The 14284-nt window shown below is 69.2% G+C and carries 11 protein-coding genes; 7 read left to right on the top strand and 4 right to left on the bottom strand.

The window, feature by feature from the left end; all coding sequences use genetic code 11:
* Positions 1 to 8: 8 nt before the first annotated feature.
* Complete coding sequence (locus AC5RW2_RS06840) at positions 9 to 482, bottom strand: ribose-5-phosphate isomerase (RefSeq protein ID WP_493999882.1); 474 nt, start codon at positions 480 to 482, stop codon at positions 9 to 11.
* Between the two features lie 126 nt (positions 483 to 608).
* Between AC5RW2_RS06840 and glsA the strand changes: the two genes are divergently transcribed.
* From glsA to AC5RW2_RS06810, 6 genes are all read left to right on the top strand, one after another.
* The gene (gene glsA / locus AC5RW2_RS06835) at positions 609 to 2411 is read left to right on the top strand and encodes a glutaminase A (RefSeq protein ID WP_493999883.1); all 1803 of its coding nucleotides are present in this window, start codon (positions 609 to 611) and stop codon (positions 2409 to 2411) included.
* A gap of 72 nt (positions 2412 to 2483) precedes the next feature.
* Entirely contained in the window at positions 2484 to 4037 is a 1554-nt protein-coding gene (locus AC5RW2_RS06830) for a glycosyltransferase (RefSeq protein WP_494073842.1), read from the top strand.
* 127 nt (positions 4038 to 4164) lie between these two features.
* Positions 4165 to 6717 (top strand): aminopeptidase N, encoded by a 2553-nt coding sequence (gene pepN / locus AC5RW2_RS06825; RefSeq protein WP_494073841.1) that lies wholly within the window; start codon positions 4165 to 4167, stop codon positions 6715 to 6717.
* Positions 6718 to 6936: 219 nt separating this feature from the next.
* Positions 6937 to 9051 carry a DUF6541 family protein gene (locus AC5RW2_RS06820; RefSeq protein ID WP_494073840.1) on the top strand — a complete coding sequence of 705 codons (2115 nt, stop codon included), beginning with the start codon at positions 6937 to 6939 and terminating at the stop codon, positions 9049 to 9051.
* Between the two features lie 88 nt (positions 9052 to 9139).
* A complete protein-coding gene (locus AC5RW2_RS06815; RefSeq protein WP_494049854.1) occupies positions 9140 to 9613 on the top strand; it encodes an OsmC family protein in 474 nt (157 codons plus the stop codon).
* A gap of 39 nt (positions 9614 to 9652) precedes the next feature.
* On the top strand, positions 9653 to 10180 hold the full coding sequence (locus tag AC5RW2_RS06810; protein ID WP_494073839.1) for a globin: 528 nt from the start codon (positions 9653 to 9655) through the stop codon (positions 10178 to 10180).
* Between the two features lie 28 nt (positions 10181 to 10208).
* Here the strand turns inward: AC5RW2_RS06810 and AC5RW2_RS06805 are convergent, their stop codons facing one another.
* The gene (locus AC5RW2_RS06805; protein WP_494073838.1) at positions 10209 to 10886 is read right to left on the bottom strand and encodes a DUF8185 domain-containing protein; all 678 of its coding nucleotides are present in this window, start codon (positions 10884 to 10886) and stop codon (positions 10209 to 10211) included.
* A complete protein-coding gene (locus tag AC5RW2_RS06800; RefSeq protein WP_494073837.1) occupies positions 10883 to 11413 on the bottom strand; it encodes an acyl-CoA thioesterase in 531 nt (176 codons plus the stop codon). The genes AC5RW2_RS06805 and AC5RW2_RS06800 overlap by 4 nt, the downstream gene beginning before the upstream one ends.
* 155 nt (positions 11414 to 11568) lie before the next feature.
* On the opposite strand from AC5RW2_RS06800, the gene AC5RW2_RS06795 reads away from it, so the two are divergent.
* Positions 11569 to 12453, top strand: coding sequence for an acyl-CoA thioesterase (locus AC5RW2_RS06795; protein WP_494073836.1), 885 nt, complete (start codon positions 11569 to 11571; stop codon positions 12451 to 12453).
* Positions 12454 to 12544: 91 nt separating this feature from the next.
* On the opposite strand, the gene ettA is transcribed toward AC5RW2_RS06795, so the two are convergent.
* Positions 12545 to 14227 (bottom strand): energy-dependent translational throttle protein EttA, encoded by a 1683-nt coding sequence (gene ettA, locus AC5RW2_RS06790; protein WP_493999891.1) that lies wholly within the window; start codon positions 14225 to 14227, stop codon positions 12545 to 12547.
* Between the last annotated feature and the right edge of the window lie 57 nt (positions 14228 to 14284).

The raw sequence follows: 14284 nt of genomic DNA, 5'->3' as shown, positions 1-14284 counted from the left end.
GGCGGCCGCTAGGCCGGGATGTCGCCGGTGGTCTCGTAGGAGGCGATCTTGCCGATCCGGCGGACGTGGCGCTCGGCGTTGGAGAACGGCTCGGCCAGGAATGCCTCGATGATGGCGGTGGCTTCCTCGACGCTGTGCTGGCGGCCGCCGACGGCGACGACGTTGGCGTCGTTGTGTTCGCGGGCCAGCTTCGCGGTGTCCAGGTTCCAGGCCAGCGCGGCCCGGATGCCCTTGACCTTGTTGGCTGCGATCTGCTCGCCGTTGCCCGAGCCGCCGAGCACGATGCCCAGCGACTCCACGCCGGCGGACTGGTCTTCGACGACGGCGAGCGCGGCGCGGATGCAGAACGAGGGGTAGTCGTCCTCTGGGTCGTACGCGGTGGGGCCGTGGTCGGTGACGTCGTGGCCCTGGCCGGTCAGATGCTTGATCAGGTGGTGGCTCAGTTCCAGGCCGGCGTGGTCGGTGGCAATGTGAACGCGCATGGACGGTCCTTCTGTGACGTGCGGGAGGGCGAATAACGGCTTCCAGCCTACTGGAGCGGTGCCGGCGGAACGGATTCCGGTGCCGCACCCCTGTCGGGCTTCGGCCGCCGTCGATAGTGTGCCCCTATGGAGCCAGTAATCAGCGACTACCTCGAGTCCGTCCTTGCCGGCCTCGCCGGCAACACCGAGGGGTCGCTGGCCGGTGATCCGGAAGAACTCGGGGTCGAGGATCCGGATCTGTTCGCGCTGAGCATGACGATGGCCGACGGATGCACCTATGAGGCCGGCGATACGCGGTCCGAGTTCTCCATCCAGTCGATCTCCAAGCCCTTCACCTATGCCATGGCGCTGGCCGGGCACGGCTTCGAGGACGTGCGCGAGAAGATCGATGTGGAGCCCTCCGGGGACGCGTACAACGAGATCAGCCTGGAAGCGGATACCGGCCGGCCGCGCAACGCGTTGATCAACGCCGGGGCCATCGCCGCCTCGTCCCTGGTGGTCGACCGCTACGGTGACGACGCCTTCGAGCAGCTCCGACTGAATTATTCGGCCTGTGCCGGACGCGACCTGGTTATGAACCAGACGGTGTACGAGTCCGCGCTCCGTACGGGCGACCGCAACCGGGCCCTCGCCTACCTGCTGAAGAGCCAGGGCGTGATCGAGCACGACACCGAGGCCGCCCTCGACCTGTATTTCCGGCAGAACTCCCTCAGCGTCACCTGCCGCGACCTGGGGATCATGGCAGCCACCCTGGCCAACCGCGGAGTCAACCCGATCACCCGCGAGGAGGTCCTGACACCCCGGATCGCCGAGCACGTGCTCAGCGTGATGACGACCTGCGGCATGTACAACGACGCCGGCGACTGGGTGGCGGGCATTGGCTTGCCGGCCAAGAGCGGGGTCAGCGGCGGCATCCTGGCGGTGCTGCCCGGCCAGCTGGGGCTCGCCGTCTTTTCGCCGCGGCTCGACCGGCACGGCAACAGCGTCCGCGGCACCGAGGTCTGCCGCAAGCTGTCGGCGGAGCTGGGACTGCACTTCATCCACGCGGCCCGCAGCGCCCGGTCCACGATCCGCGCCGACTACACCCTGGCCGGGAAACCCTCACCGCGGGTTCGCCCGGCGCGGGAGCTGGCCGTGCTGGCCGAATACGGCCACACGGTGCGCTTCCTCGAGGTCCACGGCGACATGCTCTTTCCCGAGGCGGAAACGGTCATCCGGATGGCCGCCGACCTGGCCGCCACGCACGAGGTTTTGGTGATCGACATCAGCCGGCTGGACGAGCTCGGCAGCCGCACCAAGACCATGTTCCTGCGGCTGCAGGCAACCTCGGATCCCTGCCTGCTGATCTTCGTGGACCCGGCCGGGTTGCTGTCCGCGCAAGAGACAGGCACGGGCGGCCGGCCGACGGCGTTCCCGTCCCTGGACGCTGCCGCCCGGTGGTGCGAAGACCGCCTCCTCGGCCGGCACGGAGGACAGCCGGCAACCGGCGAACGGCTGCAGTTGCAGGACCACCCGGTGGCGGCGACCCTGCCCGCCGGCGAGCGCGAGACGCTCGCGGGCTACCTGGAGCGGCGAACGTACGACGACGGCGCCGCCATCGTTTCCGCGGGCGAGCAAGGCGCGGGCCTGGTTCTGGTCATGGAGGGCCAGGCACGCACGGCTGCCAACGCCTCGGGGGACGCCAGCGCCTCCGAGGACAATCACGCCGCCCGGTATTTCTCCGCCGGAACCAGCTTCGGGGGCCTCGGCGGCACTCCGTCCCGGACCCACGTGCGGGCCGAGGGGAAGGTCGTCGTGGAGGTCCTCACGCCGGAGGGCTATGCGCGCCTGCGCCGGAACGCCCCGGACACGGCGCTGAGCTTGGCCGAACGGCTGCTGGACATCGCGGCCGAGCAACACGACCTCGCCGTGGCGGCCGCGCGGGGCTGACCGTCGTCCGCCCCTTTACTAGCGTCCGGCGGGCCGGAACAATGGCGGCATCCCTGACGACAGGATGCCATCGTGCCGCTCACCGTCCACTTTCCCGTCAACACCCTGGCGCTCAAGCGCGGCGGTTTGGTCAAGGCGGTGCGCACCCGGGCCAACACGCTGGCCGGGAACGGCGCGGCAGAACGGATCTGGATCGAGGTGCTGGGCCTGCAGCACCGGCTCGCCCGCGATGTGGCCGGCCTCAAGGCGGACGGCCACCTGCATCCGGAGGTCAGGGTCCGCAGCGTCCTGTACGGGTTGGATCCGAGCCCCGGCACGGATACGCGTCAACCCGTGCAGCCGCCGCCCCAGGACGACTACGACATCGTGCCGGTCGGCAACTCCGGGCTGGCCTTCGGGTACTTCCGCGAGGGGATCGAGGAGTCCTACGTGCGGTTCCACCCCGAAGGCACGGTGGCCGCCGTCGAACGGCTGGCCCCCAACCGCGCGCGGCTGCGCCGGGAGGAGATGGACGAACAGGGCCGCCTGGTGCTGGTCCAGCATTTCCAGGAAGCGTTCAAGACGCCCACCGCCCAGCGCCTCATCGGCCGCGACGGCCGCTGCTTCCTGACCATCACGCACCATCCCGGCTCGCCCAAGTGGGGGCGCAGCTACCTGTTCGACGGCGTGGCCCGCGACGACGGCGATGCCCTCACCTTCGCCGACCCGGGCGAGCTTTACCGGCACGCGTTCGAACACCTGCTGGCCGGCGAGGACGCACCGGTGCTGACCTCGGAATTCCGCGAGAACCTGAATAACCTGCCCGGCCGGAACCTGGACGATGTGGTCGGCAGCGTCAGGCATCCGACCCTGCGGCGCATAGCGGCGGTGCACAGCAACCACCTGGAGCCCCCGTACGTGGCGGGGTCCGGCGTCAGCCGCAACTGGCGCCGCTTCCTGGACAACCTGGACACCTGGGACGGCGTGGTCCTGCACACCGATGCGCAGCGCGAAGACATCGCCGCCGAGTTCGGCCACGCCGACCGGCTCCACACCATCGGCCAGCTGGCGCCGCCGGAGCAGCCGGACCCGGGCCCCGCCACCGATCCGGACCGGCTGGTGATGGTGGCCCGGCTGCACCCGAAGAAACGGGTGGACGAGGCGATCCGGGTCTTCGCCCTGGTGCGCGAGGGCAACCCGCGGGCGCGGCTGGAGGTCTTCGGCTTCGGCTACGGCGACGAGGAGGAGGGAGCGGTCCGGGCGCTCATCGACGAACTGGGCGTCGGCGCCGCGGTCAGTTTCCCGTCGTTTACCAACAGCCCGTCGGACATCTACGCCTCCGCGTGCGCCACGGTGCTGACGTCGGCGTCGGAGGGCTTCCCGCTGATCCTGCTGGAGAGCATGTCCTACGGCGTGCCGGTCGCGGCCTATGACGCCAACTACGGCCCCCGCGACGTCATCCGGCACGGCGAGAACGGCTTCCTGGTGCCCTTCGGCGGGCGGCAGGCGCTGGCCGACGGCATCCTGGCGCTGATGCGCGACCCGGAACTGCGCTCGCGGTTCGCCCGCTCCAGCCGCGACACCCTGCAGCGCTTCGACGAATCCGGTTATGTCTCGGCGTGGACCAAGGTCCTCGCGGGTGGCTAGGCACCCCGCCGCGGTGAGACAATGGCCACATTGTGCAAGGGTTGTTTCATATCGCGTCCCGCCACGCACACCGTCCGGTCCCGCGCAGCCGGGGCACTAAGTACTTCTGGAGGCGAACTTGCCAGGTTTGAATCTCACCCGTGACGAAGCGCGCGCCCGCGCCGAACTGCTCCGCGTGGAGTCGTACGACGTCACGCTGGACCTCACCCGCGGCGACAAGGTGTTCGGCTCGCGCACCGTGGTGACCTTCACCGCCACCCCCGGCGGTTCCACCTTTATCGACGCCGTCACGGACACCGTCCGCTCGGTCACGCTCAACGGCAAGTCGCTGGATCCGGCCGAGGTCTCCGACGGCGTGCGCATCCAGCTGCCGGATTTGGCGGAGCACAACGTGCTGGAGATCGACGCCGACGCGCTGTACATGAACACCGGCGAGGGCCTGCACCGGTTCGTGGACCCGGTGGACAACGAAGTCTACCTGTACAGCCAGTTCGAGGTGCCGGATTCGCGGCGCATGTTCGCCGTCTTCGAGCAGCCGGACCTGAAGGCGGCCTTCCGCTTCACCGTCACCGCGCCGTCGCACTGGGATGTCATCTCCAACTCCCCCACCCCGGCGCCCCGGCACGTCGGATCCACGGACGACGGCGGTGCGGCCGCCACCTGGGCGTTCGAGCCCACCCCGCGGATCTCCTCCTACATCACCGCGCTGATCGCCGGCCCGTACCAGTCCGTGCGCAGCGAGCTGACCAGCTCCGACGGCCGCACCATCCCGCTGGGCGTGTTCGCGCGCAAGTCGCTGATGCAGTACATGGACGCGGAGAACATCTTCACCCTCACCCGGCAGGGCTTCGAGTTCTACGAGAAGCAGTTCGGCACCCCGTACCCCTTCGAGAAGTACGACCAGCTGTTTGTGCCGGAGTTCAACGCCGGCGCCATGGAGAACGCCGGCGCGGTCACCTTCCTGGAAAACTATGTGTTCCGTTCCCGCCCCACGAATGCCATGGTGGAGCGCCGGGCCATCACCGTGCTGCACGAACTGGCGCACATGTGGTTCGGCGACCTGGTGACCATGCGCTGGTGGAACGACCTGTGGCTGAACGAGTCCTTCGCCGAATTCATGTCCACGCTCGCCGCCGCCGAGGCCACTGAGTACGAGAATGCGTGGACCACCTTCGCGTCGATGGAGAAGTCCTGGGCCTACCGGCAGGACCAGCTGCCGTCCACCCACCCGATCACCGCCGAGATTAAGGACCTGGAGGACGTGCAGGTCAACTTCGACGGCATCACCTACGCCAAGGGCGCCTCCGTGCTCCGCCAGCTGGTGGCTTGGGTGGGCCAGGAGGAGTTCATGGCCGGCGTCCGCGAGTACTTCGGCAAGCACGCCTGGGCCAACACCGAGCTGGCCGACCTGCTGGGCGAACTGGAAACCTCCAGCGGCCGGGACCTGAAGGACTGGTCCGCCAAGTGGCTGGAGACCGCCGGCGTGAACACCCTGCGCGCGGAGATCTCCACCGACGACGACGGCGCCATCACCTCGTTCGCGATCCTCCAGACGGCGCCGGACGGCTACCCGACCATCCGGCCGCACCGGCTCGCCGTCGGCTTCTACAACCTGGACGACGCCGGCAAGCTGGTGCGCACCCACCGCGAGGAACTCGATGTTGACGGCGAGCGCACCGAGGTGCCGCAGCTGGCCGGCCTGGCCCGTCCCGCGCTGGTGCTGCTCAACGACGACGACCTGGCCTACGCCAAGATCCGGCTGGACGAGGTGTCCCTGGCCACCTCGAAGGACCACGTGAAGGACTTCACCGCGTCGCTGCCGCGCACCCTGGTGCTCGGCTCGGCCTGGGACGCCACCCGCGACGGCGAGACCCCGGCCCGCGAATACGTGGAGCTGGTGCTGAACAATATCGCCTACGAGACGGACTCCTCGGTGGTGCTGGTGCTGCTGCGGCAGCTGGCCACCACGCTGACCTTCTACGTGAACCCGGACGACCGCAAGCGGTTGACCATCGCCGCCGCCGACCGGCTCTGGGAACTGGCCGGAGAGGCGGCCGAGGGGTCCGATTCGCAGCTGCAGTTCGCCAAGGCCTTCGCCGTGCACGCCCAGACCGGCGGGCAGTTGGACACCGTGGCCGCGCTGCTCTCCGGCGAGCGCACGCTGGGGGGCCTGACCGTGGACGCCGACCTGCGCTGGGAACTGCTCACCTCGCTCGTGGCCGGCGGCCGCTTCGGCCAGGCCGAAATCGACGCCGAACTCGAGCGGGACCAGACCGCTACCGGCCAGCGCGCCGCAGCCCTGGCGCAGGCCGCCATCCCCACCGCCGAGGCGAAGGCGGCGGCCTGGGAGTCCGTCGTCGTCAAGGGCGAACTGCCCAACGCCACCCAGCAGTCGGTCATCGCCGGCTTCACCCGCGTCCATGACACCACGCTGCTGGAGCCCTATGCCGCGAAGTACTTCGGCGCCATCGAGGACATCTGGAACACCCGCACGCACGAACTCTCGCAGCAGATCGTCGTCGGACTGTATCCGTCGCAGCTGTCCACGCAGGCCACCGTTGACGCCACGGACGCCTGGTTGGAGTCCCTGGCGGACCGCTCCCCCGCCCTGCGCCGGCTGGTGCTGGAAAACAAGGACGGCGTCGTCCGGGCCCTGAAGGCGCAGGCCGCCGACCGGTAGCCAGCCGAGAATCGTCCAAACCAACTGCTGCCCGCCGAAACGCGCGTTTCGGCGGGCAGCGCCGTCTCGGCAAGGCCCGGAACCAGGAGTGCGTTCTCCCGCCGTTCACCGGCGCGACATCTGCCGCCCCTACGGTTCCATGAGCACGCGGCGGGAGTACTGCACGGCCCGCCCCCGGATCTACAATTCCACAACGGTTGGTGGCGCAAGGGAGTCCTCATGGCAGTTGCCGGACAGCTGGCTGTCATGCTCGCCGTCTTCTACCTGCCCGGCTTCCTGGCCCTCCGGGCGCTGCGCCAGCCCGCCATCCGCTCCCTCGTGTTGGCCCCGGCCGCCGGGACGGCGCTGGCGGCTGTCGGCACCATGGTGTGCCTGGCGGCCGGCGTGCGCTGGAACCTGCTCTCGGCCATCGTGCTGGCGGCGCTCGGCATCGGCGGGTGCCGGCTCCTCGGGCGGGCCATCGCTCCTCCACCCGCGGCGCGCCTCGCCGTCCCGCGCTCGGTGACGTGGTTGCTGGCGGCGTCGCTCGCCCTCGCGGCGCTCGTCCTCGGCCGGGTGATGCTCGAGGCGATGGGCTCGATCCACCGCGTCTCGCAGGGCTGGGACCCGACTTACCACGTGAACGTCCTGCAATGGATCAAGGACAACGGCCAGGCCAGCCCGTGGAGCATCTGGCCGATCTTCGGCGGGGCGCCGCCGTCGTTCTATCCCGCCGGCTGGCATGCGATGGTGTCGCTGGTCCCGGACGACGTGGTGACGGCGGGGAACCTGGCCTGCCTAGTCATCGGCTGCCTGGTGTGGCCGGCCGCCCTGGCCCTGCTGGCCCGGGCGCTGTTCCCCGCCCGGCCGCTCGTGTGGGTCCTCGCGCCGGTGATAGCTTCCTCCATGCTGGCCTTCCCTGTTGTCCAGATGTTCCGTGCCGGGCAGTGGCCCAACGGCTTCGCGGCGGCGCTGCTGCCGGCCATCCTCGCGCTCGGCATCGAACTGCAGTACCGGGTGCCCGTGGAGGCAAAGGCGCATGCGGATGCCGCGGGCACCCGGAGCGCCATTGCTGTCCGTCCCGTTTCTCCGGGCGCGGCCGACCCTGGCGCCGAAACCGCTGTCCGTACTGCCGCTCCGGCCGCGGCAGGAGCCGGCGAAAGTCCCCCGTCCCGCAGCGGGCACCGAAGGACGACGGCGGACCTCACCGCGCTGGCGGTGGTCGCGTTGGGCGCGACCTGGATACACCCCTCCGCCGCCGGCAGCCTGCTGGTGCTCGGCGGGTTTTACCTGGCGCGCTTCGTCGTGCTCCGCCTGGCCCGGCTATGGCGGAGCCGCCGCGCGCTTTTCTACGCTGCGGCGGGGCTGCTGGCGGCCGCCGCTGGTGCCGCCGGATTCGTCCTGGCCACCTCCACCCTCCTGGCCGCCGTCCTGTCGTATCCACGCGGGTCCACCGCGGGCTGGGCCGACGCCCTGGCGTGGCTGTTCTTCGACCTGCCGCGCCAGCCGGACAGCGACGATGCCACCCCGGAGAGCTACGCCGTCGTCGTCGGGATCCTCATGGCGGCCGGAACCGTTTGGGCCTGCTTCATCCCCCGCGCCCGGCCGGCCGTTGCGGGAATGGCGGCGGCCATCCTGCTCTTCATCCTCGCGGCCGGCCCGGAAGAACGCCCCTTCCGCTGGCTCAGCGGCTTCTGGTACACCGACCCGCCCCGGATCGCCCCGCTGGTCCACACCTTCGGCATCGTCTTCGCTGCCCTGGCCCTTGAGCGGCTGTGCACGCTGCTGGCCGGGCTTATCCAAACCCGCAATCAGCCCCGTTGGCGCCAATCGGTGGCCGCGGTGCTGGCGTTTGCCGTCCTGGCCGCCGTCTTCGTGACCTCCGGCGGCTTCCGGCACGACGTCCGGGTGGAGGCGGCCTCGATCCGCTACGGCATCACGGAGCACGGCGACGGGCGCGCGCTGATGGGCGGCGAGCAGGAGTTCATCCGCTCCCTGGAACCGCTGCTGCCCGACGACGCGATCGTCATCGGCGATCCCTTCAACGGCCTGCCCTACATCTACTCCCTCACGGGCCACCGAACCGTCTATTTCCAGAACGTCAGCAGCGCCGGCAGCGCGGACAAGGACTACCTGCGGCACCATTTCCGCGATATCGCATCCGATCCGCGGGTCTGCGACGCGCTGCTCAGCACCGGTGCCACCCACCTGTACGACGACCAGCCGATCCGCGGCTACCAGCACAGCGAAAAACACCGTTGGCCGGGGTTCCAGGACATCGACTTCTCCCGGGGCTTCCGCCTGATCGCCTCCCACGGCACGGCGTCGCTCTACGAAATCACCGCCTGCCGCTGAAACGTCTGCGCCGGGCAGAGGCGGTCTCCAAGCAGCTGCGGCACGGCCGGTACCGCCGGTCTGCAGGAGCACGGGGTTTAATGGCGGCATGAACCTTTCCGAGCACCGCTACGCAGTTTCCCTCCACTGGACCGGCAACCGCGGCGAAGGCACCGCGAGCTACCGCGGCTACGGGCGGGACCACGTGGTGCGCGCGGCAGGGCTGCCGGAGCTGGCCGGCACCGCCGACCCCACCTTCCACGGCGACAAGGACCGCTGGAACCCGGAACAGCTGCTGCTCACGGCCCTGTCCCAGTGCCACATGCTCTCCTACCTGCACGTCGCGGTGAAGAACGGGCTGGTGGTGACGGCCTACGACGACGACGCCGAGGGCACCTTGCGCCTGAACCGCGACGGCAGCGGCGAATTCACGTCCGTGACGCTGCGGCCCCGCGTGGCCATCGGCGATCCGGGCCAGGCCGAACTCGCCCAGCGGCTCCACACGGATGCCAACAAGGTCTGCTTCATTGCGCGCAGCGTGAACTTCCCCGTCCACCACGAACCCCGGGTCGTCTCGGGCTGAGACAATGGTCATGACAGCATCAGCGAACAGAGACCATCGATGAGCGAAACACCCCAGACCCCCGAACTGCCCGCCGCGCGCCCCGGTTCGGCACAGCCGGCCGACGGCGCGGCCCTTCCGTCCCGTTTCGGCCAGCCGCTGGCCACGCTGACCCCGGCGCCGGCCGCCGCGAACGCGTTCAGGCAGCCCTCGTACACGGACAACTTCTACGACGCCGTCGGCGGGCACGAGACGTTCGTGAAGCTCGTGGACGTCTTCTACGACGGGATCGCAGAGGACGACGTGCTGCGCCAGATGTACCCCGAGGAAGACCTCGGGCCGGCCAAGGTCCGGATGCGGATGTTCCTGGAGCAGTACTGGGGCGGCCCCGGCACCTACAGCGAACAGCGCGGCCACCCGCGGCTGCGGATGCGGCACCAGCCGTTCAAGGTGGACTTCGACGCCCGCGACCGTTGGCTCAAGCACATGCGCCGCGCCGTGGATGCCCTGGAACTGCCGCCGCTGCACGAACAGACGCTCTGGGACTACTTCGAGCGCGCCGCCCACTCCATGGTCAACAGCGCCTGACCTGCTCCTGCGACGCGGCCGGCTTCCGCTACAGCGAGGCGCCGCTGCGCACCAGCACGTGGCCGCGGCCGGTGCTGAGCCGCAGCCAGCGGCCGTTCCGGTACACCGCTGCCGGGTTCCCGTCGAGGAAGCCCAGGGTGAGGGCGGCAAACGCCGCCCCGGCCGGCAGCTCCGCCGATTCGGGCAGCCCGCCGGCCGCGGTCAGCGGCCTGCTCCAGACGGTGCTGCGTGCGTTGTTGACGATGAGCTGTCCCGGGTTGTCCGGCAGGGCCTCCGAAATCTCCCGGATGCCCGCCCGGGCAGCCTCCTCCAACACCTCGGCCTGGAGGCCGCCGACGTGTTCCCACCCGGACCGCGGCGGCAGCACACCCGTCCAGGATTCCGTCACGGTCGTGGGCGGAAGGGCAAGGCCGGTTTCCTCGTTCCCCATCCTGGCCAGCCGGTCTCCGACCGAGGCCAGCGTGACGGTCTCCTCGACGGCGGCCGGCGCCGCCAGCGGCATGACCCGCAGCCCCAGGATCGTCGGTGTCGCCTCGCCCAGAATCCGCGGCCGCATCAGGCACACATAGGCCGCCAGCACACTGCCGAAGGCCTGCAGGTGGATGGCGCCGTCACCGGCGGCACGGGACCGGCTGACGAAGGTCTTCAAGTCGGCCGCGACCTGAACATCGGACAGCTGCAGGACGGGTGTTCCGGAGGACATCATTCTGCGGCCTCTTCGGTCGTACCGGCCGCGCCCGCACTGTTGCGGAACGGAACCGGCGGCCCGGCCCACAGCTGCAAGGCGGCGCGGTACGCGTCCGGCAGCGGCACCGGCCTTCCCGTCGCCGCAGCAACCAGCACCATGGTCGAGGCTCCCAGGGCATGTACGGTGCCGCATTCCCCGGTGTCGGCATCCACAACGGCGTAGCCCAGGTCGAAGCTCGAAGAACCGATCCTCGTCACCCAGACGCCCACGTGCACCGGTTCGGTCCGGTAGTCCAGCGGTACCCGGTACTCGATTTCCTGCCGTCCCACCAGCGTCTGGTTCCCGGCGCCGCCCAGTTCACGCAGGGTCGCACCCGGCTCGTGGCCGGCGGTAGCCGGCAGCTCCGGCCGCAGCTGGTGCAGCAGCACCCGGGCCGTTTCCAGATAGCCCAGGTAGGTCACATTGTTCACGTGGCCGTAGGAATCAATGTCGCTGAACCTCAGCTGGATCGGAAACCTCGGGGCATGGTGCGGAACGGTAGGCATGATGCCATCCTCTCAAAGCGCGGGAGCCGCAACTAACCCGCTGCTGGCTCACCGGCGTCCTCCGGCATCCGGGGGCGCCCCGGAGTTGAGCGGTTGAGCGGTGCCAACTACTGTCGGAGGTGTTCGTACCCGCGGGTAATCGGCAAGGAGACTACATGACCGCCATCGAGGAACACGTCGATCCGACGGCGGTGCTGCTGGAGCTGTTGGACCTCTCCGATGCCGACGGCGCGAACTCGGACGAGGAAATCTTCGTCGGCGTTTCCGAAAAGCAGCCGCGCGGCCGGGTCTTCGGCGGCCAGGTGCTGGCACAGTCGGTCATCGCGGCCGTACGGACCGTGGAACCGGACCGGCCCATCCACTCCATGCACGGGTACTTCCTGCGCGCCGGCGACGCCGACCTGCCGATTACCTTCGGCGTCGAACGGCTGCGCGACGGCCGTTCGTTCTCCGCCCGCCGCACCCATGCCTACCAGAACGGCGTGCCGATCCTGTCCATGATCGCCTCGTTCCAGACCCCGGCCGAGGGGCTCGAACACCAGGAAGACTTCCCGGACGGAATCCCGGACCCGGAAACCTTGCCGAGCACCGCAGATCTGCTCGGCAAGGTGGACCACCCGGTGGCCCGGCACATGGCCTACCACCGCCCGTTCGACGTCCGCCATGTCCAGGACGCCCTCTATGTCCAGGCCAAAGGCGAACGCCAGGCGGTCAACGCCGTCTGGATGAAGACCAAAGGGCCGCTGCCCGACGACCAGGGCCTGCACCGGGCCGCGCTGGCCTTCGGCAGCGACTACACCCTGCTGGAACCCATCCTGCGCCAGCACGGCGTCAGCTGGGTCACGCCGGGCATGAGCGTCGCCAGCCTGGACCACGCCATGTGGTGGCACCGGCCGGTCCGGGTGGACGACTGGCTGCTCTACGTGCAGTCCTCCCCCAGCGCCTCCGGTGCGCGCGGCCTCGCGGTCGGCAAGATCTTTAACCGGGCCGGGGAACTCGTCGCCACGGTCGCCCAGGAAGGCATGATCCGGATTCCGTAAGCCGGAGTCGCCCGCCCGACGGGCGACAGAAAACCGGCCAAACAGAACGGCCGGGCTCCGTAGCGGGGCCCGGCCGTTCCATGTTTCCGTGCTAGTCGCGGGTCAGGCGGCGGTGCGTGACGCGGTGCGGCTTGGCCGCGTCCGGGCCGAGCCGCTCGACCTTGTTCTGCTCGTAGGAGTCGAAGTTGCCCTCGAACCAGTACCAGTTCGCGGGCTCTTCCTCGGTGCCCTCGTAGGCCAGGATGTGCGTGGCCACTCGGTCCAGGAACCAGCGGTCGTGCGAGACCACCACGGCGCAGCCGGGGAATTCCAGGAGCGCGTTTTCCAGGCTGGAGAGCGTTTCCACGTCCAGGTCGTTGGTCGGCTCATCGAGCAGCAGCAGGTTGCCGCCCTGTTTCAGGGTCAGCGCCAGGTTCAGCCGGTTGCGCTCACCGCCGGAAAGCACGCCGGCCTTCTTCTGCTGGTCCGGGCCCTTGAAGCCGAACGCGGAGACGTAGGCGCGGGACGGCATTTCGACCTGGCCGACCTGGATGTGGTCGAGCCCGTCGGAGACGACCTCCCACAGGGTCTTATTCGGGTCGATGCCGCCGCGGGACTGGTCCACGTACGAGATCTTCACGGAATCGCCGATCTTCAGCTCCCCGCCGTCCAGCGGTTCGAGTCCGACGATCGTCTTGAACAGGGTCGTCTTGCCGACGCCGTTAGGGCCGATCACGCCGACGATGCCGTTGCGCGGCAGCGAGAAGGACAGGTCCTTGATCAGCTCGCGGTCGCCGAAGCCCTTGAACAGGTCCTTGGCCTCGATGACCAGCTGGCCGAGCCGGGGTCCCGGCGGGATCTGGATTTCTTCGAAGTCCAGCTTCCGGGTGCGCTCGGCCTCGGCAGCCATTTCCTCGTAGCGGGCCAGACGGGCCTTGGACTTGGTCTGGCGGCCCTTGGCGTTGGAGCGGACCCAGTCCAGTTCCTCGGTCAGGCGCTTGGCCTGCTTGGCGTCCTTCTTGCCCTGGATTTCGAGCCGGGCGCGTTTCTTCTCCAGGTAGGTGGAGTAGTTGCCCTCGTACGGGTAGAGGTGGCCGCGGTCCACTTCGGCGATCCATTCGGCCACATGGTCGAGGAAGTACCGGTCGTGGGTCACGGCGAGGACGGCGCCCGGGTAGGACTTCAGGTGCTGCTCCAGCCACAGCACGCTTTCCGCGTCGAGGTGGTTGGTGGGCTCGTCGAGCAGCAGCAGGTCGGGCTTCTGCAGCAGCAGCTTGCACAGTGCCACGCGCCGCCGTTCGCCACCGGAGAGCACGGTCACGTCGGCATCGCCCGGCGGGCAGCGCAGCGCGTCCATGGCCTGCTCCAGCTGGGAGTCGATATCCCACGCGTCGGCCGCGTCGATGGCCTCCTGCAGCTTGCCCATTTCCTCGAGCAGCGCGTCGTAGTCGGCATCCGGGCTGGCCATCTCTTCCGAGATTTCGTTGAAGCGCTGGATCTTGCCGTAGATTTCGCCGACGCCTTCCTGGACGTTGCCCAGGACGGTCTTCTCCTCGTTCAGCGGCGGCTCCTGCAGCAGGATGCCGACGGTGTAACCGGGGCTGAGCCTGGCTTCGCCGTTGGAGGGGGTGTCCAGGCCGGCCATGATTTTCAGGATTGTAGACTTGCCCGCACCGTTGGGGCCGACGACACCGATCTTGGCGCCGGGGAAGAACGACATGCTTACGTCGTCCAGAATGACTTTGTCGCCAACGGCCTTGCGGGCCTTGGACATCGTATAAATGAATTCCGCCATGCCCTCAAGGCTAGTCGCTGCGCGCCACGATCACATATTCTGCCGCACCGCATTCCC

This window comes from Arthrobacter sp. B0316-1-20, assembly GCF_059091865.1.
This window is presented reverse-complemented; position numbering and strand designations above follow the sequence as displayed.